We start from the raw sequence: 26927 nt of genomic DNA, 5'->3' as shown, positions 1-26927 counted from the left end.
GCCCTTTCCGCCCGTAGTGAGCCCGACATGAAGCCCGACCCTTTCAGCCCTTCGGACGAGACGCATCTGCATGCTCTGGCGGACGACCGGCTGCCGCGCGCCCAGGCAGAGTCGCTGCACTCCCGCATGGACTCCTCGCAGAGGCAGCGTGCCGAAGCGTGGGCGCAACAGCGTGCGCAGCTGCAGACCCTGCACGCTGACTGGTTGCGGCAGCCTGTGCCCAATGTGCTGGTACAGGCGGCAGAGCGCCTGCAAGACGCAAACGACACGCAACAGCACTGGGCCCGTTGGGGCGGCTTTGCCGCGGGCTGGGTGCTGGCGTTCGGGCTAGGCTGGAGCCTGCATGCGACGGACGGCAAACAAACCACACTGGCCACGGCCCCCCCGCAACGGTTTGTGCAGCAGGCGGCCGTGGCGCACGCGGTCTACCAACCCGAACAGCGCCATCCTGTGGAAGTGGCGGCCGCGCAGCAGGACCACCTGGTGCAGTGGCTGTCCAAGCGGCTGGCGCGCCCGCTCACCGTGCCGCGGCTGCAGGCCGAGGGGTTCGAATTGATGGGCGGGCGCCTGCTGCCCGGCGGCAGCGGGGCGCGCGCGCAATTCATGTACCAGAACGCCGCGGGCGCGCGAATCACGCTGTACCTGGGCGCACTCGACGGCCTACAGGCTGCGGCCGCACAGACCACTGCGTTCCAGTTCCACGACGAAGGGACCGTGTCCAGTTTCTACTGGGTGGACCAGGGTTTTGGCTACGCCCTCAGCGGCGAACTGCCGCGGCCCACGCTGCAGGCGCTGGCCACGGCGGTGTACCAGCAAATCAGCGCAGCGCCGCCAGCGGGTGCGCGTGCGCCGGCCAAGGGCTCTTGAAGAACGATTGCACCAGCGCGGGCTCCACATCCTCCACGCGCGCGGGGTTCCAGCGCGGGCTGTGGTCCTTGTCCACCGCCAGGGCGCGAATGCCCTCCACCGTCTCGCTCTGGTCGGGACGCAGGTAGAAGCAGTGCCGAACCATGTCGCGCTCCATGCGCAAGTCGTCGGCCAGACCCATGCTGCGCGCACGGCGGACCTGCTCCAGCACGACATGCAGCATCAGTGGAGAGCGCTTGCGCAACGTGGCAGCCGTGGCGCGTGCCCACTCGTCGTCAGACTGCTCCAGCGCAGCCACGATGGCCGCCGCATCATCCAACGCGAAGTAGTGATCAATTTGGCCTCTAGCGCTTACAGCGCAAGCGCCAGCAGCTACAAATTTTGATGCAACCCACTGCTGAACGGCAGCGCCGTCGGCAAACGTCTGCAACGCCAGACCGTCCCACACCGCCGCTTGCTGGTCCGCTGGCAGGAAGCCGTCCGCCAGGCCGAAGTCAATGGCATCGGCTGCACCGATGGCGTCGCCCGTCAGTGCCAGCCACTCGCCCACGCGGCCAGGACAGCGCGAGAGAAAGTAGCCGCCGCCCACATCGGGGAACAGGCCGATCGCCGTCTCCGGCATGGCCATCTTGGTGCGCTCGGTCACGATGCGCAGCGTGCCGCCCTGGCTGATGCCCATGCCGCCCCCCATGACGATGCCGTCCATGAAGGCGATGTAGGGCTTGCCGAAGGTGTGGATCAGATGGTTGAGGGCGTATTCCTCGGTGAAGAAGTCCTCCAGTTGCGGATTGCCCGTGCTGCCCGCGGCGTGCAAGAAGCGGATGTCGCCGCCCGCGCAGAAGGCGCCGAAGGGCCCTTCGCGACCGTTGCCGCGGATCGCCACGGCCAGTACCTTGTCGTCATGCTGCCAGGCCAGCAGCGCCGCCATCAGGTCGCGCACCATGCCCAGCGACAAGGCATTCAGCGCCTTCGGGCGGTTCAGCGTGATGCAGCCGACCTGGCCGCGCACCTCGGTCACGACTTCCGCCGTCATCTCCGTCATTGTTGTTCCTTCCATCCAAGCAGTTCATTGAAAACGAGCGCGCCGATCACCAGCGCGCCTCCCATCAGCACGGCCGGGGCTGGGCGCTCTCCAGCGCCCACCCAGGCCAGCAGAATGCCAAAGATCACTTCCAGCAGGCCCAGCAGCGCAATCTCAGGCGCCTTGAGCACGCGCGCGCAGTACACCACCAGCACGCAGGGGATCGCCAATTGGACCAGACCCAGCAGGGCCAGAAGGGACAAATCACGCGCCGTGGCCTGGAACGGCCACGCAAGCGGCAGCGTGGCCAGGGCGGACAGCGCCGCCCCCAGCAGCACGGCGGGCACCAGGTCCACCGCATGGCCCTGGCGCTGCGAGTGCTGCACCACCACCCAGTTCACGGCCGCCGCGACCGGCACGCACAAGGCAACAAGCACGCCCACCACGGACAGGCCGGAGATGCCCGAGCCATACATCCACCCGATGCCTGCGCCCGCCAATGCAATCGCGCACCAGGTGCGCGGCGCGATGTGGTGGCCAATGAAGACGCGCGCCAGCAATGCCGTGAGCAGCGGTCCGATGGCCATGGTGACCAATACGCTGGCCACTGGGATGAGCAATATGGCGATCATGAAGGCCGTGAACATCACGCTCCAGCACACGCCAGAGATCCACACCGCCCGCCCCCCGCGCCGCAGATTGGCCAGCAACGCCCTGCCCTGCAGCACCGGCAGGATCACGCACAGCGACAGCAGCATGAAAAAGCTGCGCCAGAAGGTCACTTCAAAGCTGCGCGCCTGGTCCAGATGGCGCGTGACGACGCCCGCGATGGACCACATGAAGGTGACGGCCACCATCAGCCAGACCGCCCGCGCGTGGCCGGGCAAAGCATTCGCGGTCATCGCTGTCTCCTCCCTGTGGATTTCTTGTGTCGTCGGCATGTGCTACCCACGCATGCCGTGAGCCCCGCATGGTAGCGGCTGGCGCCATACCGCGCTGCCTCAGATGCGCGAAGGGCGAACCCTCCTTGCGGATGGGCTCACCCTTCGTCGGCTCGCAGCGCCTTGGCTGCCGCAGCCAAGCCGGTTCAGGCAGAACAGGCCTTGCCGATCACGCGCCTTCGCGGCTGGCGCGCTTGCGCTCGTGCTCCTTGAGGTGGCGCTTGCGCAGGCGAATGCTCTTGGGCGTGATCTCCACCAGTTCATCGTCCTCGATGAACTCCACACCGTACTCCAGCGTGAGGTCGATCGGGGGCGTGATCTTGATCGCGTCTTCCTTGCCGCTCACGCGGAAGTTGGTGAGCTGCTTGGTACGCGTGGCGTTCACCACCAGGTCGTTGTCGCGGTTGTGCACGCCGACGATCATGCCTTCGTACACCGGGTCGCCTGCCTTCACGAACATGCGGCCACGGTCGTCGAGCTTGCCCAGGGCGTAGGTAAAAATTTCACCATCGTCCATGGAAATCAGCACGCCGTTCTTGCGGCCGCCAATGTCGCCCTTATGCGGCTCATAGCTGTCGAAGATGTTGCTGATGAGGCCCGAGCCGCGCGTCAGGTTCAGAAATTCGTTGGTGAAACCGATCAGGCCACGGGCCGGGATGCGGTACTCCAGGCGCACGCGGCCACGGCCGTCGGGCTCCATGTTCACCAGTTCACCCTTGCGCTCGCCGAGGGCCTGCATCACACCGCCTTGGTGGCCTTCCTCGATATCAGCAGTCACCAGTTCGATAGGCTCGCAGCGCTCGCCGTCGATGTCGCGGTACACCACGCGCGGCTTGGAGACGGCCAACTCGTAGCCTTCACGGCGCATTTCTTCCAGCAGGATGGTCAGGTGCAGTTCGCCGCGGCCGGACACCTCGAAGATGCCGTCCTCGTCGGTTTCCTTGACGCGCAGGGCCACGTTGGAACGCAGCTCCTTCTGCAGGCGGTCCCAGATCTGGCGGCTGGTCACGAATTTGCCTTCACGGCCCGCCAGCGGCGAGGTGTTCACGCAGAAGTTCATCGTCAGCGTGGGCTCGTCGATCTTCAGCATGGGCAGCGGCTGGGGGTTGGCGGGGTCGGTGAGGGTCTCGCCGATACCCACGTTCTCGATGCCGTTGATGAGCACGATCTCGCTGGGGCCGGCTTCGGTCACCTGCACGCGGTCAAGGCCCTGGAACTGGTGGATCTGGTTCACGCGGCCCTTGTAGCTGGCGCCATCCGGCCCGGCCATGACCAGCACATCCTGCCCGGCCTTGAGCGTACCCTGGGTGATACGGCCCACACCGATACGGCCGACGAACGTGGAATAGTCCAGCGCCGAAACCTGCATCTGCAGCGGCGCCGTGGCGTCGCCCTTCACGGACGGCACGTGCTTGAGGATGGTCTCGAACAGCGCCGACATGTCGGGGCCCCACTGCTCACCGGGGTTGCCCTGTTCCAGCGCGCTCCAGCCGTTGATGCCCGAGGCGTAGACCACGGGGAAGTCCAGTTGCTCGTCGGTGGCTCCCAGCTTGTCGAACAGGTCGAAAGCGGCGTTCACCACGTAGTCGGGGCGCGCGCCGGGCTTGTCCACCTTGTTGACCACCACGATGGGCTTGAGGCCCAGCGCCAGCGCCTTCTTGGTCACGAAGCGCGTCTGGGGCATGGGGCCTTCCTGCGCGTCGATCAGCAGCACCACGCCGTCCACCATCGACAGGGCACGCTCCACCTCGCCGCCGAAGTCCGCGTGGCCGGGCGTGTCCAGGATGTTGATGTGCGTGCCGTTCCAGCTCACGGCGCAGTTCTTCGCCAGGATGGTGATGCCGCGCTCGCGCTCGATGGCGTTGCTGTCCATCACGGTGTCCACGACCTTCTCGTGCTCGGCGAAGGTGCCGGACTGGCGCAGCAGTTGGTCCACCATCGTGGTCTTGCCATGGTCGACGTGAGCGATGATGGCGATGTTGCGGATTTGTTTGCTCATAGCGTAGTTGCTTCCAATGTGCCGCGTTCAGCCCGCGGCGAGCTCTCCAGAATCTGTTGAATTTCAAGGGGGCTGAGCAGCCGGTCTGGAATCAGCTCTCCTCCCCGCACATGCCCGACCCCCAGCAGCACGCGCGGGCGCGCCCCGAACACGGCCACGGCGGGCGCGTCGGGCCAGGGGCCGCGCCGGCGCATGCCCGAGAGGAAACGCCCGGCATTGTCATCGTCCAGCGTGACAGCCGTGTGCTGCGCCAGCAAGGTCTCCACCGGGTGCACGCAGGCCATGCGCGCATCCTCGTCCATGGCCTGCAGCGCCTCCAGTGTCACGCAGCGCTCCACGCCGATACCGCCCGTGTCGGTACGGCGCAGGAACGTGAGATGCGCGCCGCAGCCCAGCGCCTGGCCGATGTCTTCACCCAGGGTACGGATGTAGGTACCCTTGCTGCAGGTCACTACTATTTTAATAGCTGGTTGCGCTTGCTCCGTATGCGTTAGCGCCAGTTTTAATGCATGAATCGTGACATCACGCGCCTCGCGCTCCACGGCGATGCCGGCACGCGCGTACTCGTACAGCGCCTTGCCGTCTTTCTTGAGCGCGCTGTGCATGGGCGGCACCTGGCGGATGGGGCCGGTGAACTGGGCCTGTACCGCCAACAGTCGCTCGGGCGTGAGCATGGCCGGATCGACCGCGCACTGCGCCAGCACCTGACCCTCGGCGTCACCAGTGCTTGTGGTAGTACCCAACAGTGCGACGGCTTCATAGGCCTTGGGCGCTTCCAGCTGCAACTGGCTGAATTTGGTGGCGGCACCAAAGCACAGCGGCAGCACGCCACTGGCCAGCGGGTCCAGCGTGCCCGTGTGGCCAGCCTTCTCGGCGCGCAGCAGCCACTTCACCTTCTGCAAGGCGTCGTTGCTGGACAGGCCCAGGGGTTTGTCGAGCAGCAGCACTCCGTGCACCGGGCGCCGCTGCACCCGGATGCGGGGAGCGCGTTCGGTCATGCTGCGTCGTCGTCTTTGGAACGAGAGGCCACCGCGCGCGCGATCAGCGCATTCATGTCGGCCGCCTTCTCGGTGGTGCGGTCGTACACGAAGTGCAGCGTGGGCACGGTGTGGATGTGCAGGCGCTTGAACAGGCCGTTGCGTAGAAAGCCACCCGCCTGGTTCAGGGCCTCCTCGGAGGCCTCACCATCACCGATGAGCACACTGAAGAACACCTTGGCGTGCGCATAGTCCGGCGTCACCTCGACCCCTTGCAGCGTCACCATTCCGATCCGCGGATCCTTGAGATCGCGGATCAGCTCGGTGAGGTCGCGCTGGATCTGGTCCGCGACCTTGAAGCCGCGGTTGGGGGAAGAGGATTTCTTGGCAGCCATGTCGTGCGGACCTTACAGCGTGCGTGCGATTTCCTTGATCTCGAAGAACTCCAGCTGATCACCTTCCTTGATGTCGTTGTAGTTCTTGAGCTTGATACCGCACTCGAAGCCTTCCTTGACTTCCTTGACGTCGTCCTTCATGCGGCGCACCGATTCCACATCGCCCGTGTAGATGACGATGTTGTCGCGCAGCAGGCGGAACTTGCAGTTGCGCGTGACCTGGCCCGACGTGATGTACGAACCCGCCACGGTACCGATCTTGGAGGCCACGAACACGGTACGGATCTCGGCCGTGCCGATGGCTTCCTCGCGCTGTTCGGGCGCCAGCATGCCGGACATCGCTGCCTTCACTTCATCCACGGCGTCGTAGATGATGTTGTAGTAGCGGATGTCCACGTCGTTGCCTTCGGCCGTTTTGCGGGCCTGCGCATCGGCGCGCACGTTGAAGCCAATGACGATGGCCTTGGAGGCGATCGCCAGGTTGACGTCCGACTCGCTGATGCCGCCCACGCCGGAGTACACGATCTGCACGCGGATCTCTTCGGTGGAGAGCTTGAGCAGCGAAGCCGCCAGCGCCTCCTGGGAGCCCTGCACGTCCGCCTTGATGATCAGCGGCAGGGTCTGCACCTCGCCCGCCCCCATCTCGGCAAACATGTTCTCCAGCTTGGCCGCCTGTTGCTTGGCCAGCTTGGTGTTGCGGAACTTGCCAGCGCGGTACGTCGCGATCTCGCGGGCGCGGCGTTCGTCCTGCAGCACCATGAAGTCGTCGCCCGCCTGGGGCACTTCGTTCAGGCCCTGGATCTCCACCGGGATCGACGGGCCGGCTTCCTTGGTCTGCTTGCCGTCTTCGTCCAGCATGGCGCGCACGCGGCCGAAAGTCTGGCCTGCCAGCACCACATCGCCCACCTTGAGCGTACCGGACTGCACCAGCACGGTAGCCACGGACCCGCGGCCCTTGTCCAGTTGGGCCTCGATGACGATACCCTTGGCAGCCGCATCGACGGGAGCCTTGAGTTCCAGCACCTCGGCCTGGAGCAGCACCTGCTCCAGCAGAGCATCGATGCCCATGCCCGTCTTGGACGACACGGCCACGAATGGCGAATCGCCGCCGTATTCCTCAGGCACCACCTGCTCGCCCACCAGTTCCTGCTTGACGCGCTCGATGTTGGCCTCGGGCTTGTCTGCCTTGGTAAGCGCCACCACGATGGGAACACCAGCCGCCTTCGCGTGCTTGATGGCTTCCTTGGTCTGGGGCATCACGCCGTCGTCTGCCGCACACACCAGAATCACGATGTCGGTGGCCTGGGCGCCGCGCGCACGCATGGCCGTGAAGGCCTCGTGGCCCGGCGTGTCCAGGAACGTGACGATACCGCGTGGCGTCTCCACATGGTAGGCGCCGATGTGCTGGGTAATGCCGCCAGCTTCGCCAGAGGCTACCTTGCTGCGCCGGATGTAGTCCAGCAGTGAGGTCTTGCCGTGGTCCACGTGGCCCATCACCGTCACCACGGGGGCGCGGGACAGTTGTTCGGCATCCTGGCTGGACACTTCCTCGGCGGTGAAGGCTTCCGGATCATCCAGAGCGGCCACCTTCGCGGTGTGGCCCATTTCCTCCACCACGATCATGGCGGTGTCCTGGTCCAGCGGCTGGTTGATGGTGACCATCTGGCCCATCTTCATGAGCGACTTGATCACTTCGGAAGCCTTGATGGCCATCTTGTGCGCCAACTCGGCCACCGTGATGGTCTCGGGCACATAGACCTCGAGCACGCGGAACTCTGTGGCTGCCTGCTGCTGGCGCTGGTCGTCGCGGTCATTGCCGCGGCGGCCGCGGGGGCCGCCACGCCAGTTGTTGCGACCCACGCCGCCACTGCTGTCGCCGCGGGTCTTGATTTCCTTCTTCTTGGTCGTGTCGTTGGCCCAGCTGGACGACAGCTTGGCCGACTTGACCTCCTTGCCCGCCCCGCCTGGCGCCGATGGCGCAGCGGCGCGCGCGCCCGTGCCGGAACCGGTGGCGGGTTTGTGCAGCGTACCCTTCTTGGCATCCCCGGAAGCTCCCGCCTTGGCGGCAGGCTTGGGTTCCTCGGGCTTCTTCGCCACGAGCACCTTCTTGGGGGCAGCCATCATTGCGCGAATGGCCTCGGCCTCGGCAAGCGCCTTGCGGCGGCGCTCGTCCAGGTCGGCCGCACGTGCAGTTTCTTCCGCCGCGCGTGCCTTGGATTCTTCATCGGCCTTTGCCCGGGCATCGGCCTGTGCCTTCGCACGTTCTTCGGCCTCCACGGCAGCTTCGCGCTGCGCCTCGGCACGCTCCGCAGACTCCTGCGCCTTCTTTTCCGCCTGCTGGGCGGCATAGGCGGCAGCGCGTTCTTCGGCTTCGCGCTCGCGGCGCTCGCGCTCTTCACGCTCGCGGCGTGTCAAGGCCAACTCTTCCTCCTGGCGGCGAATCAGCTCTGCCTGACGGCGCGCCTCTTCCTCGCGGCGCACGAGCTCGAGATCCTCCGCCGAAGGAGCAGATTCAGTCGCATCGGAAGGCGCGTCGACACTGTCGTCACGCTTGATGAAAGTACGCTTCTTACGCACTTCGACCTGGATCGTGCGTGCCTTGCCAGAAGCGTCGGCCTGCTTGATCTCGCTGGTGGACTTCTTGACCAGGGTGATCTTTTTGCGGTCCCCCCCCGCAGTGCCATGACTGGCCTGCAGGTGGGCCAGCAGCTTTTGCTTGTCGGCTTCGTTTAGAACGTCCGACGGCGACGCCTTGACCACACCGGCGGACTTCAGCTGGTCCAGCAAGGTTTCAGGCGATTTCTTGAGCTCTGCAGCGAACTCAGCAACAGTGTTACTCGACATATTGTGTTCGAACCTCCCTGACCCTTACTCTTGCCCCGTGAACCAGTGCTCGCGCGCCTTCATGATCAAGGCGGTCGCATCTTCGGCAGACTGGCCGGTCAGCTCGGTCAGTTCGTCAATGGCCAAATCGGCCAGGTCGTCACGCGTATGCACGCCGCCTTCCGCCAACTTGGCGATCAGTTCGGGCGTCAGACCTTCGAGGTCACGCAGGTCTTGCGATACGCTTTCCACGCTTTCTTCACGAACGATTTCCATGGTGAGCAGCGCATCCTTGGCGCGTGCGCGCAGTTCGTTCACCGTGTCCTCGTCGAAGCTCTCGATCTCCAGCATTTCCTGCAGCGGCACATAGGCCACTTCCTCGAGGCTGGCAAAGCCCTCCTCGATCAGGATGTTGGCGATCTCCTCATCCACATCCAGCTTCTCCATGAACAGGCGACGCGCGGCATCGGTTTCATTGGCCTGCTTCTGCGCGGATTCGGCCGCATCCATGATGTTGATCTTCCAGCCCGTGAGGTCGGACGCCAGGCGCACGTTCTGGCCGCCGCGCCCGATGGCGATGGCGAGGTTTTCCTCGTCCACCACGACGTCCATGGCGTGCTTCTCTTCGTCGACCACGATGGAAGTCACGTTGGCCGGAGCAAGCGCGCCGATCACGAACTGCGCAGGGTCGTCGGACCACAGCACGATGTCCACACGCTCTCCTGCCAGTTCGTTGGTCACGGCGTTCACACGCGTTCCGCGCACGCCCACGCAGGTGCCGATGGGGTCCACGCGCTTGTCATGGCTGAGCACAGCGATCTTCGCGCGGCTGCCGGGGTCACGGGCACAGCTTTTGATCTCCAGCAGACCCTGTTCGATCTCGGGCACCTCGTTGCGGAACAACTCGATCATGAACTCCGGCGCGGAGCGCGAGAGGATGATGGGCGCTCCGCGCAGCGTGAGGTCCACCTCCATGATCATGGCGCGCACACGGTCCCCATTGCGCAGGTTTTCCTTCGGGATCATCTCGCCGCGACGCAGGCGCCCTTCCACCCGGCCGCTCTCGACGATGATGTCGCCCTTGTCCATGCGTTTCACCGTGCCGGTGAAAATTTTCTCGCCGCGTGACATGAAATCGTTGAGCAGCATCTCGCGTTCGGCATCGCGGATCTTTTGCAGGATCACCTGCTTGGCCGCCATGGCCCCGATGCGGCCGATCGGTACCGACTCGACGGCTTCCTCGATGTACTCCCCCACCTCGATATCGGCCACCCGTTCGCGGGCATCCATCAGCAGCTCTTCGGCGTCGGGGTTCTGCAATCCGGCATCGTCGGGCACCACCAGCCAACGACGGAAAGTCTCGTATTCGCCGCTGTCGCGATCAATCGACACGCGGATGTCCACTTCACCCTGGTAGAGCTTCTTCGTGGCCTGTGCCAGAGCAGACTCCACAGCGCCCAGGACCACATCGCGCTCCACGTTCTTTTCGCGCGAAATGGCTTCTACCAACATCAACAACTCGCGATTCATGCGACGGCTCTCCTGTTTCTCAATTCCTGACGAACTGCCCGTTCAGAGGACAGTCCGGTTATGCAACCTTCAGCCCGGCTCTCCGGGCTTGGTCCCTCGTCCTTTGAAATCCACGATCGGCGCAAGCCGCGCCTCGCGCAACTCATCCAAAGTGAAACCAAGGGCCTGCAAAGGCGCTGGCACGCGCTTCTTGCTGATGCGCTGCCCCGGCTTCACGGGCGGCTCATCGCTCCAGACAATCTGCCAACCGCCCGAATCGGCACGCTCGAGCGTTCCCCGGAATTTCTTGCGGTTGGCATGCACTTGCCCTCCCGCCGCAGCGCCCATGGGCTGCTTGAGGGTGATGTCGATCACCTCGCCCTCGAAACGCTTGAAGTCCGCCTCGTTGCGCAACAAGCGGTCGATCCCAGGAGATGAGACTTCCAACCGCGTGTAGTCCACCCCCTCCACCTCCAGCGCAAACTGCAGCTGACGGGTGACCTTTTCACAATCCTCTACGGTAATGAATTGCTCGACGCCTACGGCAGCGGACACCTCATCCGTGGGCGGCACCCAAACCAGGTCAATGGTAATGCGCAGCAACCCTCCGGCGGAGCGCTCAATCTCCACCAGGTCATAGCCCAGCCCGGCCACGGTTTGTTCTACGATTTGCTGCAATGCCACGTGCGTGCGCTCTATCCAATTCCAAGTGAAGGCCTCGCCGGGGCCGGCAAGGCTGCAAAAACCAAAAATCAAACGCCCAAAAAAAAAGGGCGGTAAGTACCCGCCCGTTTTGGTCGTGAAGCCGGTATTGTAGCCAATATGCGAGCCACCTGCAAAGATCAAAGGCACGTATCTTGCATTCGGGCGGGAATCAACCCTGGCGGCTTGACCGTATCCTCTCGAAAAGGTCCTGCGCTGTGCTGTCCATCGTGGCTACTTGGGAAGCCTGCTGCAAGCTTTGAAGCATGCGCCCCAACACTGTGGCCTGAGGCAATAGGGGTCCCAGAAACCGTGCAGCCCTGCCATCGGCAATCAAGACAGTAGGGAAAGTCTCTACATCCAGGTCGCCGACCACTTCTTCCTCATCCTCCACATCCACCCATTCAAAGCGCATTTGCGGCCAAGCGCGCGCAGTTTGGTCGAAGGCTTGACGGTATTCACGGCATACACCGCACCATTGTGCGCACAGACACACAACCCACCACTGCGGCGTTGCGCTGGCATGTGAAGCAACATCCGGCAAAAAGGCTTCGGAGCCCATGAGAAGTTCCTTAAGAATCACGCCCCTCACGGGCCCGATGGACATCGATCGTATCGACCCTGGAAGCCGCATTACCCCAGGCGTTGCGAATATATGAAAGCACATCCGCCACTTCTGCGTCACTCAAACGCTGCAGGAATGGCGGCATGCCATGGGGTTGCGGATTACCGCCGGTGGCTGGCAGATACCCGCCCCGCAGCACCATATGCACCAGATTGACAGGATTTTCCAGCATCACCGCCCGGTTGCCTGCCAGCGGAGGAAAGGCCTCAGGATCGCCCTGGCCCTCGCCTCCATGGCACTGCACGCATTGACGCTCGTACGTGGCCCGCCCACGCTGCATCGACGCAGGTGAAGGGGGCCGCCGAGGCGCGGCGACCTTGTCCGTTGGCGGCAGCGCTTGCAGATAGTCCGCCATCGCTTGCAGATCGGCATCGCTCAAATACTGAAGGCTGTGGTAGACCACCTCCGCCATGGGGCCGGATACCGCGGCCCGGGGTGAGCGCCCCGCCCCCAGGAGCATGACCACATCCTGCCTGGGCCATTCCGCCACACCTCCTTCATTCGAGGTGTTGAGCGCTGGGGCGTACCAGCCTGCCGCCATCCCCCCGCTCAAACGCCCGTCTGTAGATACCGCCCCCATCGCGTTGCGCGGCGAATGGCATGCAGCACAGTGCCCGAGCCCCTGCACGAGATAGGCGCCTCGATTCCATTCCGCAGAGCGGGACGGTACGGGCTCGAATACACCAGGCCGAAAATACAACGCTCGCCACACTGCCAATGCAGCTTGGGTATTGAACGGGAAGCGCATGCGCGACGGCACGCTGGGTTGCACCACCGGCGGCAAGCTTTGCAAGAAGGCAAAGATGGCATCCGAGTCTTCACGGGTGACGCGCGTATAGCTGGGATAAGGAAAGGCCGGCGAAAGCAGCCTGCCATCGCGCGAACGGCCATTGTGCAGGGCACGCCAGAATTCCGATGCAGACCACGCTCCGATACCCGTTTCCCGGTCGGGTGTCAGGTTGGGGGCGTAAATCACGCCAAAAGGCGTCTCTATCCCACGGCCCCCTGCGAATGCCACGCCCCCCTGCCGGGTGTGGCAGGCGAGGCAGTTACCAGCACGTGCCAAGTACCGGCCTCTGGCAATGTCGAGAGAGGCCGTGGTGGTCACGCGTTCGGCGTGCGGCAGCGGAGCCTCATCCAGCCGGTTCAATACCCAGATCCCTCCCGCAACCAACGCCACGGAAAGCCCCGCCGTCGCAAGCCTTTTTCGCCAAGCACTCATTGCACCTGCTCCGCGCCAGCCTGCAACGCCGGAGAACCCATGCCGCCACAGGGTATTGGCAGCGGCGCCTTGAATGCCGGCGCCGGTGTGAACCTTGAGGGAACAGGACGGGAGGACAGCCACGCCGCGATGGAACTTACATCGTCAGCGGTCAGTTTGCTGGCGATGCGCGCCATGCAATCTGGCGCATGGGCGCGCCGCAGACCGGTCTGCCAGGCCCCCAACTGGCTGCTCACATAATCGCGAGACAGCCCCAGCAACCCTGGAATGAAAGGCGCGACGCCCGCCAGAGCATCGCCATGGCACTGCACGCAGGCCGGCAATTGGCGGCTCGCATCCCCCCACCGCACAAGCCTCTCTCCCTGCGCCAGTGTGGCTGCTGATACAGCTGCAGCTACCGGTGGCGCATAGGGCAGGTCCAGTCTTGCGAAGTGGTCCGCCATCTCCTGGAGATAGTCATCCGTCAGATGCTGCAGCAAGTACGCCATCTGCGGATAGCTGCGCCGGCCATCCCGGAAATTGAGCAGTTGGTTGTGCAGATATCCCGCCGGCTTTCCCGCGATGCGAGGGAAATAACCGTCAGGAGTGGCACGCCCCTGCTTGCCGTGGCACGCGGTGCAGGCCTGCACACGCGGCGCCATATCCACGGCCGGCGCGGCGGCCACCGAGGCAGCGAGCAGCATGCACAGCGCCCCTGCCGCGTGCAGCAAGGGGCGTAAGAATTTCTCAGCCACGCCCGACAAAAGGCATTTTGGTCGCCATGACGGTATGGAACAACACATTAGCCTCCAGCGGAAGATTGGCCATGTAAAGCACGGACTGCCCCACGATGTCCACGTCCATCAGAGGTTCCGCCGCAATCTGGCCATTGGCCTGTTGCACGCCCTGCGTCATGCGCTGGGCCAGCTCGGTCTGGGCGTTCCCGACATCGATTTGTCCCACCGCAATATCGTACTTGCGCCCATCGAGAGCCGCTGTCTTTGTCAGGCCCATCACCGCATGCTTGGTGGCGGTGTAGGCGATGGAGTTGGGCCGCGGGGCGTGCGCTGAAATCGAGCCGTTATTGATGATGCGCCCGCCCCGTGGCGACTGCGTCTTCATGACCCGAAAAGCGTTCTGCATGCAAAAGAACATGCCATTGAGGTTGACGTCGACCACCTGCCGCCACTGCTCCACCGCCAGATCCTCCAGCGGCACGGCGGGAGCACTCACGCCCGCATTGTTAAACAACAGATCCACGCGCCCGAACTGAAGCACAGCCCGGTCAAACAGCGTGCGCACCGCAGCGGGGTCGGACACATCGGTGGGAACGGCGAGCGCACGCACCCCACCCTCTGATTCGCCCACGACCTCCTGCAATAGCGACTCACGCCGCCCAGCGAGAACAACGCTCCATCCATCGCGCAGCAGCGCCAAAGCCGCCGCCTTGCCAATCCCTGACCCAGCCCCAGTAACGATGGCCACCTTCGATGCTTTAACCATATGCGACGCTTGTCTCCTGTCCTTCATACCCATCAATCTACTCAACCGCGGGATTTGCGGCCCTTAGAGGGGTTCTTGCCACCTGCCGCTTTTTTGCCGGCCAAGGCCTGCTTGTGCGGGCGCCGCCGGCTCCCCTCCTCTCTGCTTTCCCGGGCCGTGGGCACCGAGGCGGATCGACCATCCAAGGCCGCTGCCGAGGACCCGCGTTTCGCGCCGTCCCTGGACTTGGGGCCTTTGGTGGAGAAACCATCGCCGGCTTCATGCACCAGCCGGAAGTCGATCTTGCGGCCATCGAGGTCGACGCGGCTGACCTGAACACGCACGCGTGCACCAATCGCATAGCGGATACCCGTGCGCTCCCCCCGCAGTTCTTGCCGCGCCTCATCGAACTTAAAGTACTCCCCACCCAGTTCCGTGATGTGCACCAGCCCTTCCACATAGAGGGCATCAAGCGTCACGAAGATGCCGAAGCTCGTCACCGCGCTGACGACACCGCTGTACTCCTCACCCAGATGCTCACGCATGTACTGGCACTTGAGCCATGCTTCCACGTCACGACTGGCCTCGTCCGCACGGCGTTCGTTCGCACTGCAGTGCAGTCCCGCGGCCTCCCACGCCTGCGTCTCCCGGACGCTGATAACGCCACCCGTCTTGGAAGGGCGTGCAGAGGATTCTCCGCCCTTGGAAGCCAGACGCTTGGCCAGCTTGAACTGAGCCTCCCCCGGCGTCGGCAGCGCGGGCAGCACATATTTGGTGCCGCTCAAGATGGACTTGATCACGCGATGCACCAGCAGATCCGGGTAGCGGCGAATAGGACTGGTGAAGTGTGTATAGGCTTCGAATGCCAAACCGAAGTGACCGCTGTTGACAGGCGTGTAGATCGCCTGCTGCATCGAACGCAGCAGCATGGTGTGGATCTGCTGCGCATCCACCCGGTCCTTGGTGGCCTCGGCAATCGCCTGGAATTCTGCCGGCCGCGGATCGTCCCCGATCGACATGCCAACACCCATGGCTTTGAGATATGCACGCAGGATCTCTTGCTTCTCCGGCGTAGGCCCCTCATGAACGCGATACAGCCCCGCCCGGCCGGCATGACCGATGAAATCGGCGCTGCAGACGTTGGCGGCGAGCATCGCCTCCTCAATCAGGCGGTGCGCCTCGGTGCGTACACGGGGGACGATTTTCTCGATACGGCCATTGTCATCACAGACGATTTGCGTCTCGGTCGTCTCGAAGTCCACGGCGCCGCGCGCCTGCCGCGCGGCTAGCAATGCGCGGTAGACCTCGTAGAGGTTGAGCAGGTTGCCCACGCGCTCTTGATGCTTCAGCGCTTCCGGGCCGCGCGTATTGGCCAGCACCGCAGCCACCTCGGTATAGGTAAGCCGCGCGTGGCTGAGCATGACCGCAGGATAGAACTGATAGGCGTGAATTTCACCTTTGGCGGTAACCATCATGTCGCACACCATGCACAGGCGCTCGACATGGGGGTTCAGCGAGCACAGCCCGTTGGAGAGCTTCTCCGGCAGCATGGGGATAACGCGCCGCGGGAAATAAACGCTGGTCGCCCGGTCGTAGGCGTCAATATCGATGGCATTGCCCGTCTCCACATAGTGGCTCACGTCCGCGATGGCCACGAGCAGGCGCCACCCCTTGGCGCGCCCGATCTTGGCGGGCTCGCAATACACCGCGTCGTCGAAGTCGCGCGCATCTTCACCATCGATGGTGACCAGGGGGACATCCGTCAGATCAACGCGTCGACGCTTGTCCTGAGCGCGCACCTTGTCCGGCAGCGCCTTCGCCTGGTCAAGGCACGCTTCGGAGAATTCGTGCGGAACCCCGTATTTGCGCACGGCAATTTCCACCTCCATCCCGGGGTCATCTACCTCCCCCAGCACTTCGACCACCCGCCCCACGGGTTGCCCAAACAAAGCCGGCGGCTCGGTCAGTTCCACCACCACGACCTGTCCCGTCGCAGCAGCCCCCGTAGCACCCTTGGGAATCAGCACGTCCTGGCCGTACCGTTTGTCCTCAGGGGCGACCAGCCAGACACCGCTCTCCTGAAGAAGGCGCCCGATGATGGGTTGGGGCGGGCGCTCCAGAATCTCGACCACGCGGCCTTCAGGCCGGCCGCGCCGGTCCTGGCGCGCGATGCGCACGCGCACCCGGTCCTTGTGCAATACCGCCCGCATCTCATTGGCAGGAAGGTAAATGTCAGGCTGGCCGTCATCGCGCAGGACGAAGCCATGCCCGTCGCGGTGTCCCTGGACGGTGCCTTCGATCTCGTCCAGTGAAACTTTGGCGACGGATGATTCAGAGTGATTTTTTTTGATATACAATCTATGACTTTCCTGAAATGCCCAGGTGGCGGAATTGGTAGACGCACTAGTTTCAGGTACTAGCGAGTAACATCGTGGAGGTTCGAGTCCTCTCCTGGGCACCAAGTTTAACGAGAACCCGTCAGGGTTCTGACAGCAAAGGCCGCTTCATTTGAAGTGGCCTTTTTTGTTACCTGCATCTCAACAATGTGGGCGTGTTGGAGCAGCGCGAGGGATACATAAAATTTTTTGAAATGCCGTTCAGGCGAACAAAAAGGCTCCTATAATCTGAGCTTCCCTGAAATGCCCAGGTGGCGGAATTGGTAGACGCACTAGTTTCAGGTACTAGCGAGTAACATCGTGGAGGTTCGAGTCCTCTCCTGGGCACCAAAGACAAGCAAAAGCCGCTGATTTTTTCAGCGGCTTTTTTGTTTGTAACGCCCCTGCGGCCCGAGATTCACTGCTGGCGCAGCGAGCCCACACAATAAACATTACCGGAGGAGAATCATGAAGCGACCCACTTTCGCCCTGCTGGGACTGTTGCTCACACTGAGCGCCCCGCATGCCCTGGCCCAAGATGCCGTGATCGGCCGATATGGCCATCATGTGTATGTGATGGTGCCGACCGACAAGGCAGGCAACCGCGCCTATGTGCAGCGCGCCGCGGCGAATGCCTGCGAAGGCAAGAGCCTGTGCCATGCGTCCGTGTGGGCCGAGAGCCTGGACCGCCCCGAAGGCGCGCCGCCCCATCCGCGCTACGAAGAGAACAAGCTGGCGGCATTCCAACGCAACCGCAACGCCGGCGTGGAAGCAAGCCACTCGATCAATTGCCGGCTGTTCGCGCGCGACATCAATGTGCCCTGTCTCGCGGGCACTGAGTAGGCTCTCCCACCGATTCGCCCTACCGCCGGCGGACGCGCGGCCAGGCCCGTGAACGCCTCAGCCAGCCGAGTCGCGCGCCGCAGCGCTGGCATGGAGGCAGATGGCCGCGGCGGCCCCCACGTTGAGCGACTCCTCGCCCCCAGGCTGGGCAATGCGGATGTGGCGCCGCGCACGCTGCTGCAGGGCGGGCGAGACGCCCTGCCCTTCGTGGCCCATGATCCAGCCACACGGCCAGGGCAAGGCTGCGCGATGGAGGAAGTCGCCCTCGTGCGAGCTGGTTGCCAGCAACGGGACCTCTAGCCGGTCGATGTCTGCGGGCGCCAACCCCTCGACCAGCCGCAGGGCGAAATGGGCGCCCATGCCCGCGCGCAGCACCTTGCCACTCCAGAGCGCTGCGGTGCCTTTCAGCGCCGCCACTTGCGTGAACCCGAATGCCGATGCGCTGCGCAGGATGGAGCCCACGTTACCCGCATCCTGCAGGCGATCGAGCACGACAGTCGGCATCCTGCCGTCCAACCCCTCCGCTTCAGGCAGCGGCAACACAAAACCCATGGGCGCCGGAGATTCCAGAGCGCTGATGTCACTCCAGAGCACATCAGCGATCACTACATTTTTCGTAGCTGCTCGCGCATATTCAGCGAGCGCTTGGGGCCAAAATGACTCCGAAAACACCGCTATCGCTGGCTTTTGTCCACGCGCCAGCGCGGCGCTGCACAGATGATCTCCCTCCAGCCACACACGGCCCTGCTTGCGGTATGCGGAACTGTCCTGCGACAGGCGGCGCAACTCCTTGAGCAGTGCGTTGTCGCGCGATTGGATGAAAGCAGGCGTGGCGTGCATAGGAAACGCAAAGGGGGATAGCGATCAGACTCAGGCGGCGACGGGCGCCTGCAAGGCGCGCGCCACCGGCGCGAACGAGCGCCGGTGCTGGGGACAGGCCCCATGCACTTCCAGCGCGGCCAGGTGCTCTGCCGTGCCGTAGCCCTTATGGCCGGCAAAGCCATACACCGGGTATTGCTGGTGCAATTGCGCGCACCAGCGGTCGCGCGTGACCTTTGCAAGAATGGAGGCGGCTGAGATCGATGCGACCAGCGCATCGCCCTTGACGATGGCCTCCGCCGGAACGTCCAGCGGCGGCAAGCGATTGCCATCCACCAACACCCGCACCGGCTTCAGCCGCAGCCCCAGCACCGCACGGCGCATGGCCAGCATCGTGGCTTGCAGGATATTGTGTTGATCGATCTCCTCCACCGATGCTTCCGCAATGCTGCAGCACAGCGCCTTGGCACGGATCTCGTCGTAGAGTTTCTCGCGCCGTGCGGCCGTAAGCACCTTGGAGTCGGCCAGGCCAGCGATGGGCTGCAGGTCGTCCAGGATCACCGCAGCCGCCACCACGGGGCCGGCCAACGGCCCACGCCCGGCCTCATCCACGCCGGCGACGAGGCCGGGCGGATGCCAGTCCAGGGCGGCCTGCTCAAGCAAGGAGGTTCTGGATCGCATGGGCAGCCAGTCGCGGGGTATCGCGCTGCAGATCGTCGTGCAATGCCGTGAAGCGCTGTTCCAGCCGTTGGATACGGGCCGGATCCTGCAACCGCGCGTCCAGCCAGTCCTGGACCGCGGTGGCCAGTGCGTCGGGCGTGGCGGCGTCCTGCAACAGCTCGGGCACCACGAACTCCCTGCACAGGATGTTGGGCAAGCCCACCCAGGGCTGCAACTGCTTGCGGCGCATGAGGCGCCAACTGATCGGATGCATGTGGTAGGAGATGACCATCGGCCGCTTGAACAGCGCGGCCTCCAGCGTGGCGGTGCCACTGGCAATCAGCGTCACGTCGCAGGCCGCGAGCACCAGGTGCGATTGGCCCGTGACGATGGTCAGCGCATCCAGCACCCCGCATTCGCGCGCGATCTGCTCGATACGAGCCCTCAGGGCCGGCACCGCGGGTACTACTATTTTTATAGCTGGTCGCGCTTTTTTGATAAGCGCTGCAGCCTGAAAGAACGGCTTGGCAATGTAGGCCACCTCTGCCGAGCGACTGCCCGGCAGGATGGCCAGCACTTCATCGTGTACCGTCAGGCCCAGCTGTGCGCGCGCAGCCGCCTTGTCGGGCACCCGGGGGATGACACTGGCCAATGGGTGGCCGACATAGGTGGCGGCGATGCCCTGGCGCGCGAGCAGTTTCGGCTCAAACGGAAAGATGCACAGGACATGGTCCGCGCTGGAACGAATCTTCTCGACCCGATCGGCGCGCCACGCCCAGATCGAAGGGCAGACGAAGTGCACCGTCTTTATGCCGGCGGCACGCAGGTCCGCCTCCAACCCCAGGTTGAAATCGGGCGCATCCACGCCGATGAAGACGTCGGGCTTGTCCGCCAGCAATCTGGCACGCAGCTGCCGGCGGATCCGCAGAATGCCCAGCAGGCGCCGCACCAGCTCGACGCTGTAGCCGTGCACGGCCAGCCGTTCGCTGGGCCACCAGGCCTGAAAGCCCCGCTCCTGCATGCGCGGCCCGCCGATGCCCATACTGGCCACGGCGGGCCACCGCGCACGCAGGCCGTCCAGCAGCAGGCCGGCCAGCAGGTCGCCAGAGGTTTCGCCAGCCACCATTGCGACGCGGGGAGACTCAGCCACCATGGCGCCAGCGGCGTCTCAGCGCGCGATACCGCGCTGAGACGCGATCACGAAATCACGCAGCAGGGCGATATCGCCTTCCGCCTCGGGATGCGAATGCGGCACGTCGGCCATGGCCGACAGCGCGGCCTCCAGCGTGAGGCCCTGGCGGTACAGGAGGCGGTAGGCCTGCTTGATGCCCGCCATGCGCTGCGCGGAAAAACCCCGTCGGCGCAGCCCTTCCAGGTTCAGCCCGCGCACGGCCAGCGGATTGCCGTCCACCATCATGAAGGGCGGAACATCTTGCGAGATGCGGCTGGCAAAGCCCGCCATGACGTGGGCGCCGATGCGTGAAAACTGGTGCACGCCGGTCAAGCCGCCGATGATGGCCTGGTCACCCACCTGCACATGTCCGGCCAGCGTGGCGTTGTTGGCCAGGATGGTCTGGTTGCCCACCACGCAGTCGTGCGCGATGTGCACATAGGCCATGATCCAGTTGTCGTCCCCGATGGAGGTGACGCCCCGGTCCTGCACGGTCCCGACGTTGAAGGTGCAGAACTCGCGGATCGTGTTGCGGTGGCCGATCTCCAAACGCGTGGGCTCGCCCGCGTATTTCTTGTCCTGCGGAGCTGCTCCCAGCGAACTGAACTGGAAGATGCGGTTGTCTTCGCCAATGCGTGTATGGCCCTCGATCACGCAGTGCGCGCCAATCGACGTGTGCGCGCCGATTTGCACGTGGGGGCCGATAACCGCATACGGCCCCACCGTAACAGTAGGGTCCAACTGCGCGGCCGCATCAACGAGGGCCGTGGAATGGATGTTGGGCGCCAAGCGAAATCCTCGGCCCGTCAGGCCACCGTGCGCATGGTGCACATGATCTCGGCCTCGCACGCGACGCTGTCGCCCACGCGCGCGACGCCCTTGAACTTGTAGATGCCGCCCTTGATGCGGTCCAGTTCCACGTCGAGGATGAGCTGATCGCCTGGCTCCACGGGGCGCTTGAAGCGCGCACCATCGATACCGACGAAGTAAAAGACCTTGTCGTCGCCCGGCGCCTCACCCATCATGTCGAACGACAGCAAGCCCGCCGCCTGCGCGAGTGCTTCGAGAATCAACACCCCGGGCATCACCGGGCGTGCGGGGAAGTGCCCCGTGAAAAACGGCTCGTTAATGGTCACGTTCTTGATGGCCAGGATGCGCTTGCCGCGTTCGAGCTCATTCACCCGATCCACCAGCAGGAACGGATAGCGGTGGGGCAGGAGTTTGAGAATTTGGTGGATATCCATCATTTTTCTGTGAGCGGCCTAGCCGTCTTTTCGTGTTTGTTCGAGAGCCTTGATGCGTTCACGCAGCCGGTACAGCTGCCGCAGCGTGGCCGCGTTCTTTTCCCACTTCGCATTGTCGTCCATGGGAAACACCCCGGTGTACTGCCCCGGTTGCGTGATCGAGTGCGTCACCACCGTGTTGGTGGAGATGTGCACATTGTCCGCCAACTGCAAGTGCCCCACGATGGACGCGGCCCCTGCAATCGTGCAGTGCGCGCCGATGCGGGTGCTGCCCGCCACCGCGGAACAGCCCGCCATGGCGGTGTGGCGGCCGATGTGCACGTTGTGAGCGATCTGGATCAGGTTGTCGAGCTTGACGCCGTCTTCGATGACCGTGTCGTCGAGCGCTCCGCGGTCGATGCAGGTGTTCGCACCAATCTCCACATCGTTGCCGATGCGCACCGCGCCCAGTTGCTCGATCTTGATCCATTCGCCGCGCTGCTGCGCAAAGCCGAAGCCGTCGGCCCCGATGACCACGCCAGGGTGCAGGATGCAGCGCTCGCCAACCGTGCAACGCTCGCCGACCGTCACCCGCGACTTGAGCACCGTGTGCGCTCCAATCACTGCGCCGCGCTCGACCACGCACAGGGGACCGATCGAGGCTGTCGGGGCCACCCGGGCTTGCGGATCGACTACGGCGCTGGGGTGGATGCCCGCAGGCGCACCTTGGCCATGCGCGCGCACCCACAGCTGCGTCACGTGTGCAAAGTACGTGTAGGGCTGCTCCACAACGATGCAAGCGCCGCGCTCCAAGGCTGCATTGCGCATCGCGGGTGCCACAATGACACAGGCCGCCTGGGAGGCGGCCAGTTGTGACTGGTAGCGCGGATTGCTCAGGAAGGACAGGTCACCCGGGCCGGAGGATTCCAGCGGGGCGATGCGGAGGATTTCGGTATCCCTCTCCCCTCCTTCCAGGCTGCCCCCAAGTGCATCGACGATCTGCCCGAGTCGCAAGCTCACGCGCTACTGCCCCGTGCCGGTGCTTTACTTGCCGCCGTTGGCAGCGTTCATCGCCTTGATCACCTTGTCGGTGATGTCGTGCTTGGGATTGATGTAGACGGCCTCCTGCAGGATCACGTCGTACTTCTCCTGCTCGGCCACCTGCTTGACGACGCGGTTCGCGCGCTCGAGCACCTGGCCCAGCTCCTCGTTCTTGCGCGCGCCCAGGTCCTCCTGGAATTCGCGGCGCTTGCGCTGGAATTCGCGGTCCTGGTCCACCAGTTGGCGTTGCCGTGCGGTGCGCTGGCTCTCGGCCATCGTGGGCGCCTCACGCTCAAACTTCTCGGTGGCGGACTTGAGCGAATTGCCCATGTCCACCAGTTCTTTCTCCCGGCGGGAGAACTCCTGCTCCAGCTTGGCCTGCGCCGCCTTGGCGGTGTTGGCTTCGCGGAAGATGCGGTCGGTATTCACAAAGCCGGCCCTGAACTCCTGTGCCTGTGCAGGCACGGCGGCAGCCAGGGAGCCCAACAGGACGACCAGGGGAATGTGGCGGGAAAGGGATTTCATTAGAAAGACGTTCCGATCTGGAATTGCAGTTTCTGGATTTTATCGCCGGCGAACTTGCGCACCGGTTGCGCGATGGCGATACGTAGCGGGCCCAGCGGGGAAATCCAGCTCAGGCCCAGACCAGCTGAGACGCGCATGTCGCCCAGCTCCCAGCTCTCATCCTCGCCGTACACGTTGCCCGCGTCCACGAAAGTGAACCAGCGCAGCGTGCGGTCGTTGCCGGCGCCGGGGAACGGCGCGATGAGTTCGGCATTCAGCGTGATCTTCTTGGGGCCGCCCAGCGACGCACCGGTCACGTCCCGCGGACCCAGTGTGCCCTGGTCGAAGCCGCGCACCGAGCCCAGGCCGCCGGAGTAGAAATTCTTGAACACCGGGAAGGGACGGCCATTCATGCCCTTGCCTAAGCCCAACTCGCCGTTGAAGGCGATGGTGAACTGCTTGTTCAAGGGAATGTACTGCTGGTATTGGTAGTTGGCTCGCACATAGCGCGCATCGCCGGCTACGGACCATTCGGAGTTCAGGCGCTGGTACCGCCCGGAGTTCGGTGCCAACGCACTGTCACGGTCATCGCGCGACCAGCCAATGGTGAGCGGCACGGATAGGCTGGTTTCACCAAACTGCTGCGCATAGGCGAGGTAGGCGGCGGGGATATTGGTACCGGCCTTGATGCGCGTCTGCTCCACTCCCCCCCCGAAGAACACGGTGTCGGTCTCGCTGAAGGGTACGCCCAAGCGCACACTGGTGCCCGCGGTGACCAGTTCATAGTTTCCGCCCTGGTCTTCATAGGGCTTGGCCGTGCGGTAGTACACGTCGAAGGTACGGGAGATGCCATCCTGCGTGAAGTACGGATCGGTGGTGGAAAACACCAGCGTGCGACGGTACTTGCTGGTGTTGACGTCCACGCCAAGGTAGTTGCCTGAACCGAAGACGTTCTCCTGCTTGATGGCAAACGACACCGAGACCTTCTCGGCGCTGGAAAAGCCCGCCCCCAGTTGCAGCGAGCCCGTAGGCTTCTCGGCCACGTTCACCACCAGGTCTACCTGGTCGGGCGCGCCCGGCACCTCCTGGGTTTCCACATTCACCTCAGTGAAATAGCCCAGGCGGTCCACGCGGTCGCGCGACAGCTTGATCTTGTCGCCGTCGTACCAGGAGGCTTCAAACTGGCGGAATTCGCGGCGGATGACTTCGTCGCGGGTGCGGTTGTTACCGCTCACGTTGATCCGGCGCACATAGGCGCGGCGCGAGGGCTCTGCGCGCAGCACCAGGGCCACGCGGTTGTTCTCGCGATCGATCTCGGGCACGGCCTCCACACGCGCGAAGGCAAAGCCGAAGTTGCCGAAGTGGTCAGTGAAAGCCTTGGTGGTTTCGGCCACCTTGTCGGCGTTGTAGGGCTCGCCAGGGCGGATGGTGATGAGCGACTTGAACTCGTCATCGCGGTCCAGGTAGTTGCCTTCCAACTTCACTCCTGAAACCACATAGCTCTGGCCTTCGTTCACGTTGACGGTAATCGAGATGTCCTGCTTGTCGGGCGAAATCGCCACCTGCGTGGATTCGATGCGGAACTCCAAGAAGCCGCGCGCCAGATAGTACGAGCGCAGTGTCTCCAGGTCTGCATTGAGCTTGGCGCGCGAATAGCGGTTGGATTTGGTGTACCAGCTCATCCAGCCGCCCGTGTCCTGGTCGAACAGCCCCTTGAGCGTGGATTCGCTGAAGGCCTTGTTGCCGACGATGCGGATTTCCTTGATCTTGGCGGGCTCGCCCTCGGTGACGGTGAAGGTGAGGTTGACGCGGTTGCGCTCGATCGGCGTGACGGTGGTCACCACCTCCGCGCCGTACAGGCTGCGGTTGATGTACTGGCGCTTGAGTTCCTGCTCGGCGCGGTCGGCCAGGGCCTTGTCGAAGGGGCGCCCCTCGGTCAAACCCACGTCGCGCATGGCCTTCTTGAGGGTGTCCTTGTCGAACTCCTTGGTGCCGGCGAAATCCACGTCGGCGATGGTCGGTCGCTCTTCCACCACCACCACCAGCACGTTGCCGGAAGCCTCCAGGCGCACGTCCTTGAACAGGCCAAGGGCAAACAGCGCGCGGATGGCTGCTGCACCCTTGTCATCGTTGTACTCGTCACCCACGCGCAGCGGCAACGACGCGAAGATGGTGCCCGGCTCCACACGTTGCAGGCCTTCCACACGGATGTCCTGCACCTTGAACGGCGCCAGCGCCCATGCGGCTTGGGAGGCAAAAACCATGGCTGCGAGGGCGGATGCCGTACGCACGCCCAGGCGATTGATATGTTTTCTCATGGATGAAGCTGGAGCCGACAGTGCAGCGCAACGGCGGCGAAAAGGTTAGCCAAAAAGCCGGGTGAGGTCGTTGAACAGGGCGATGGACATCATGAGGAGAAGCACCGCGACGCCTGTGCGCTGCAGCCGCTCCATCCAGGCTTCGGACACGCCCCGTCCCGTCACCCCCTCCCAAAGATAATACATCAGGTGCCCACCATCCAATACGGGCAGCGGAAGCAGGTTCAGCACTCCCAGGCTCACGCTGATGAGTGCGAGGAAGCTGAGGTACTGGGTCAGCCCCATGCTGGCGGAACGGCCTGCGTAATCGGCGATGGTCAGCGGCCCGCTGAGGTTCTTGAGCGAAGCCTCACCGATCACCATGCGGCCCATCATGCGCAGCGTGAGGACCGACACCTCCCATGTGCGCACCGTGCCTTTCCAGAGCCCTTCCAAGGGGCCGTAATGCACGTTCACCATCTCGGGCGGCGCGCCCACATAGGCGCCGACGCGTCCCACGGCGCCGCCCGCCTCCTGTGCCACTTCGGGCGTGACTTCCAGGTCGCGCGGCTGACCGTCGCGCTCGATGCGCCAGACCTGCGTGAGCGGCTGGCCCGCCTGCACGGACGCGCGTATCAGCTCGCGCAGTTGCACGCCGTCCACCACCGCCGCACTGCCCAGGCGCAGAACCACATCACCAGCGCGCAGCCCCGCACGCGCAGCCGCGCCGCCTGGCACGACCTCGCCCAGCACGGGTCGCGTCCAGGGCGCGGTGATGCCGATGCGGCGATACAGCTGCACATCGGCCTCGCGCACGTCCAGCTGATCTATGCGCAACAGCACCTCGCGCGGCGTCGAGCCGCGCTCAGGCTGCAGCAGCAGCCGCACGTTCTGCCCGTCCAGCGCGCCGCGCGTGAGCGTCCAACGCAGGTCTTCGAACGAGCGCACGGGCTCGAAATCGCCCTCGCCCAGCCCGGCGGACACCACCAGTTCGCCGCCGCGCAGGCCCGCCTGCTCGGCCACCGACCCCGCTACAGGGCTGGCCAGGTAGGCCTTGGGCTCGTCCACGCCGCTCCAGTTGACGGCGGCATACAACAGCACCGCCAGCAGTAGATTGGCCAGCGGCCCCGCGGCAACGATGGCGGCGCGCGAACGCAGGGGCTGGGTATTGAAGGCCAGGTGGCGTTCATGCGGCTCAACGGGCGCCTCACGCTCGTCCAGCATGCGCACGTACCCTCCCAGCGGAAAGGCGCCGATGACGAATTCCGTGGGTGAGCCCTTAGGCTGCCAACGCAGCAAAGGCTTGCCAAAGCCGACCGAGAAGCGGAGGACCTTGACACCGCAGGCCACCGCCACGCGGTAATGGCCGTACTCGTGCACGGCGATCAGCACGCCCAACGCAACGATGAAGGCAACGACAGTCAGCAGCATGCCTAGGGTTCCTACAAAAAT

24 protein-coding genes and 2 tRNA genes are annotated in these 26927 nt (G+C 64.2%); 4 read left to right on the top strand and 22 right to left on the bottom strand.

Annotated elements, in window-relative coordinates:
- Positions 1–27 precede the first annotated feature (27 nt).
- Complete coding sequence (locus DTPSY_RS06290) at positions 28–867, top strand: anti-sigma factor family protein (protein WP_015912888.1); 840 nt, start codon at positions 28–30, stop codon at positions 865–867.
- Here DTPSY_RS06290 and DTPSY_RS06285 read toward each other — a convergent pair.
- From DTPSY_RS06285 to rnr, 13 genes are all read right to left on the bottom strand, one after another.
- Complete coding sequence (locus DTPSY_RS06285; RefSeq protein WP_015912887.1) at positions 818–1909, bottom strand: enoyl-CoA hydratase/isomerase family protein; 1092 nt, start codon at positions 1907–1909, stop codon at positions 818–820. The genes DTPSY_RS06290 and DTPSY_RS06285 overlap by 50 nt on opposite strands.
- Entirely contained in the window at positions 1906–2790 is an 885-nt protein-coding gene (locus DTPSY_RS06280) for a DMT family transporter (RefSeq protein ID WP_015912886.1), read from the bottom strand. Before DTPSY_RS06280 ends, DTPSY_RS06285 begins: the two co-directional genes overlap by 4 nt.
- A 208-nt stretch (positions 2791–2998) precedes the next feature.
- The gene (gene typA, locus DTPSY_RS06275) at positions 2999–4828 is read right to left on the bottom strand and encodes a translational GTPase TypA (protein WP_015912885.1); all 1830 of its coding nucleotides are present in this window, start codon (positions 4826–4828) and stop codon (positions 2999–3001) included.
- Complete coding sequence (gene truB / locus DTPSY_RS06270; RefSeq protein ID WP_015912884.1) at positions 4825–5826, bottom strand: tRNA pseudouridine(55) synthase TruB; 1002 nt, start codon at positions 5824–5826, stop codon at positions 4825–4827. Before truB ends, typA begins: the two co-directional genes overlap by 4 nt.
- Positions 5823–6200: a 30S ribosome-binding factor RbfA gene (gene rbfA / locus DTPSY_RS06265; RefSeq protein WP_015912883.1), complete on the bottom strand. Its 378-nt coding sequence runs from the start codon at positions 6198–6200 to the stop codon at positions 5823–5825. Before rbfA ends, truB begins: the two co-directional genes overlap by 4 nt.
- A 12-nt stretch (positions 6201–6212) precedes the next feature.
- Entirely contained in the window at positions 6213–9044 is a 2832-nt protein-coding gene (gene infB / locus DTPSY_RS06260) for a translation initiation factor IF-2 (RefSeq protein WP_015912882.1), read from the bottom strand.
- A gap of 24 nt (positions 9045–9068) precedes the next feature.
- On the bottom strand, positions 9069–10553 hold the full coding sequence (gene nusA, locus DTPSY_RS06255; protein ID WP_015912881.1) for a transcription termination factor NusA: 1485 nt from the start codon (positions 10551–10553) through the stop codon (positions 9069–9071).
- 69 nt (positions 10554–10622) lie between these two features.
- Positions 10623–11216, bottom strand: a complete 594-nt coding sequence (gene rimP / locus DTPSY_RS06250) for a ribosome maturation factor RimP (RefSeq protein WP_015912880.1) — start codon at positions 11214–11216, stop codon at positions 10623–10625.
- 190 nt (positions 11217–11406) lie between these two features.
- Positions 11407–11796, bottom strand: coding sequence for a thioredoxin domain-containing protein (locus DTPSY_RS06245; RefSeq protein WP_015912879.1), 390 nt, complete (start codon positions 11794–11796; stop codon positions 11407–11409).
- A gap of 10 nt (positions 11797–11806) precedes the next feature.
- A complete protein-coding gene (locus DTPSY_RS17945; RefSeq protein WP_015912878.1) occupies positions 11807–13081 on the bottom strand; it encodes a c-type cytochrome in 1275 nt (424 codons plus the stop codon).
- Entirely contained in the window at positions 13078–13764 is a 687-nt protein-coding gene (locus DTPSY_RS06235; RefSeq protein WP_187148601.1) for a c-type cytochrome, read from the bottom strand. Before DTPSY_RS06235 ends, DTPSY_RS17945 begins: the two co-directional genes overlap by 4 nt.
- Before the next feature lie 43 nt (positions 13765–13807).
- Positions 13808–14563, bottom strand: coding sequence for an SDR family oxidoreductase (locus DTPSY_RS06230; RefSeq protein WP_041838809.1), 756 nt, complete (start codon positions 14561–14563; stop codon positions 13808–13810).
- A 41-nt stretch (positions 14564–14604) separates the two neighbouring features.
- Positions 14605–16899: a ribonuclease R gene (gene rnr / locus DTPSY_RS06225; RefSeq protein ID WP_015912875.1), complete on the bottom strand. Its 2295-nt coding sequence runs from the start codon at positions 16897–16899 to the stop codon at positions 14605–14607.
- Between the two features lie 19 nt (positions 16900–16918).
- Between rnr and DTPSY_RS06220 the strand changes: the two genes are divergently transcribed.
- The 3 genes from DTPSY_RS06220 to DTPSY_RS06210 all read left to right on the top strand — a co-directional run bounded on the left by DTPSY_RS06220 (position 16919) and on the right by DTPSY_RS06210 (position 17760).
- Positions 16919–17003 (top strand) — tRNA-Leu (locus DTPSY_RS06220).
- A gap of 180 nt (positions 17004–17183) precedes the next feature.
- Positions 17184–17268: transfer RNA gene (locus DTPSY_RS06215), tRNA-Leu, on the top strand.
- Positions 17269–17385: 117 nt separating this feature from the next.
- On the top strand, positions 17386–17760 hold the full coding sequence (locus DTPSY_RS06210; RefSeq protein WP_015912874.1) for a hypothetical protein: 375 nt from the start codon (positions 17386–17388) through the stop codon (positions 17758–17760).
- 57 nt (positions 17761–17817) lie between these two features.
- On the opposite strand, the gene DTPSY_RS06205 is transcribed toward DTPSY_RS06210, so the two are convergent.
- From DTPSY_RS06205 to rseP, 9 genes are read right to left on the bottom strand one after another with little or no spacing between them, the layout of a single operon-like run.
- The gene (locus DTPSY_RS06205) at positions 17818–18600 is read right to left on the bottom strand and encodes a TrmH family RNA methyltransferase (protein WP_015912873.1); all 783 of its coding nucleotides are present in this window, start codon (positions 18598–18600) and stop codon (positions 17818–17820) included.
- Between the two features lie 30 nt (positions 18601–18630).
- The gene (gene rnhB, locus DTPSY_RS06200; protein ID WP_011805766.1) at positions 18631–19260 is read right to left on the bottom strand and encodes a ribonuclease HII; all 630 of its coding nucleotides are present in this window, start codon (positions 19258–19260) and stop codon (positions 18631–18633) included.
- On the bottom strand, positions 19235–20392 hold the full coding sequence (lpxB, locus tag DTPSY_RS06195; RefSeq protein WP_015912872.1) for a lipid-A-disaccharide synthase: 1158 nt from the start codon (positions 20390–20392) through the stop codon (positions 19235–19237). Before lpxB ends, rnhB begins: the two co-directional genes overlap by 26 nt.
- A gap of 15 nt (positions 20393–20407) precedes the next feature.
- Positions 20408–21199, bottom strand: a complete 792-nt coding sequence (gene lpxA / locus DTPSY_RS06190) for an acyl-ACP--UDP-N-acetylglucosamine O-acyltransferase (RefSeq protein WP_015912871.1) — start codon at positions 21197–21199, stop codon at positions 20408–20410.
- A gap of 17 nt (positions 21200–21216) precedes the next feature.
- On the bottom strand, positions 21217–21657 hold the full coding sequence (fabZ, locus tag DTPSY_RS06185; protein WP_011805769.1) for a 3-hydroxyacyl-ACP dehydratase FabZ: 441 nt from the start codon (positions 21655–21657) through the stop codon (positions 21217–21219).
- 15 nt (positions 21658–21672) lie between these two features.
- The gene (lpxD, locus tag DTPSY_RS06180) at positions 21673–22653 is read right to left on the bottom strand and encodes a UDP-3-O-(3-hydroxymyristoyl)glucosamine N-acyltransferase (RefSeq protein WP_011805770.1); all 981 of its coding nucleotides are present in this window, start codon (positions 22651–22653) and stop codon (positions 21673–21675) included.
- Between the two features lie 24 nt (positions 22654–22677).
- Positions 22678–23199, bottom strand: coding sequence for an OmpH/Skp family outer membrane protein (locus DTPSY_RS06175; protein ID WP_015912870.1), 522 nt, complete (start codon positions 23197–23199; stop codon positions 22678–22680).
- Complete coding sequence (gene bamA / locus DTPSY_RS06170) at positions 23199–25496, bottom strand: outer membrane protein assembly factor BamA (RefSeq protein ID WP_015912869.1); 2298 nt, start codon at positions 25494–25496, stop codon at positions 23199–23201. The genes DTPSY_RS06175 and bamA overlap by 1 nt, the downstream gene beginning before the upstream one ends.
- A gap of 45 nt (positions 25497–25541) precedes the next feature.
- Positions 25542–26906: an RIP metalloprotease RseP gene (rseP, locus tag DTPSY_RS06165; protein ID WP_015912868.1), complete on the bottom strand. Its 1365-nt coding sequence runs from the start codon at positions 26904–26906 to the stop codon at positions 25542–25544.
- Positions 26907–26927 lie beyond the last annotated feature (21 nt).

Source organism: [Acidovorax] ebreus TPSY (genome assembly GCF_000022305.1).
Taxonomy (GTDB): Bacteria; Pseudomonadota; Gammaproteobacteria; order Burkholderiales; family Burkholderiaceae_C; genus Diaphorobacter; species Diaphorobacter nitroreducens.
Note: the sequence above shows the minus strand (reverse complement) of the source record. Positions and strands in the feature narration are given on the sequence as shown.

Bases quoted from the DNA above. Each gene is read 5' to 3' on its own strand.
- DTPSY_RS06290 (WP_015912888.1), top strand. From the start codon at position 28: ATGAAGCCCGACCCTTTCAGCCCTTCGGACGAGACGCATCTGCATGCT.
- DTPSY_RS06285 (WP_015912887.1), bottom strand. From the start codon at position 1,909: ATGACGGAGATGACGGCGGAAGTCGTGACCGAGGTGCGCGGCCAGGTC.
- DTPSY_RS06280 (WP_015912886.1), bottom strand. From the start codon at position 2,790: ATGACCGCGAATGCTTTGCCCGGCCACGCGCGGGCGGTCTGGCTGATG.
- typA (WP_015912885.1), bottom strand. From the start codon at position 4,828: ATGAGCAAACAAATCCGCAACATCGCCATCATCGCTCACGTCGACCAT.
- truB (WP_015912884.1), bottom strand. From the start codon at position 5,826: ATGACCGAACGCGCTCCCCGCATCCGGGTGCAGCGGCGCCCGGTGCAC.
- rbfA (WP_015912883.1), bottom strand. From the start codon at position 6,200: ATGGCTGCCAAGAAATCCTCTTCCCCCAACCGCGGCTTCAAGGTCGCG.
- infB (WP_015912882.1), bottom strand. From the start codon at position 9,044: ATGTCGAGTAACACTGTTGCTGAGTTCGCTGCAGAGCTCAAGAAATCG.
- nusA (WP_015912881.1), bottom strand. From the start codon at position 10,553: ATGAATCGCGAGTTGTTGATGTTGGTAGAAGCCATTTCGCGCGAAAAG.
- DTPSY_RS06245 (WP_015912879.1), bottom strand. From the start codon at position 11,796: ATGGGCTCCGAAGCCTTTTTGCCGGATGTTGCTTCACATGCCAGCGCA.
- DTPSY_RS17945 (WP_015912878.1), bottom strand. From the start codon at position 13,081: ATGAGTGCTTGGCGAAAAAGGCTTGCGACGGCGGGGCTTTCCGTGGCG.
- DTPSY_RS06235 (WP_187148601.1), bottom strand. From the start codon at position 13,764: ATGCTGCTCGCTGCCTCGGTGGCCGCCGCGCCGGCCGTGGATATGGCG.
- DTPSY_RS06230 (WP_041838809.1), bottom strand. From the start codon at position 14,563: ATGGTTAAAGCATCGAAGGTGGCCATCGTTACTGGGGCTGGGTCAGGG.
- DTPSY_RS06210 (WP_015912874.1), top strand. From the start codon at position 17,386: ATGAAGCGACCCACTTTCGCCCTGCTGGGACTGTTGCTCACACTGAGC.
- DTPSY_RS06205 (WP_015912873.1), bottom strand. From the start codon at position 18,600: ATGCACGCCACGCCTGCTTTCATCCAATCGCGCGACAACGCACTGCTC.
- rnhB (WP_011805766.1), bottom strand. From the start codon at position 19,260: ATGCGATCCAGAACCTCCTTGCTTGAGCAGGCCGCCCTGGACTGGCAT.
- lpxB (WP_015912872.1), bottom strand. From the start codon at position 20,392: ATGGTGGCTGAGTCTCCCCGCGTCGCAATGGTGGCTGGCGAAACCTCT.
- fabZ (WP_011805769.1), bottom strand. From the start codon at position 21,657: ATGATGGATATCCACCAAATTCTCAAACTCCTGCCCCACCGCTATCCG.
- DTPSY_RS06175 (WP_015912870.1), bottom strand. From the start codon at position 23,199: ATGAAATCCCTTTCCCGCCACATTCCCCTGGTCGTCCTGTTGGGCTCC.
- bamA (WP_015912869.1), bottom strand. From the start codon at position 25,496: ATGAGAAAACATATCAATCGCCTGGGCGTGCGTACGGCATCCGCCCTC.
- rseP (WP_015912868.1), bottom strand. From the start codon at position 26,906: ATGCTGCTGACTGTCGTTGCCTTCATCGTTGCGTTGGGCGTGCTGATC.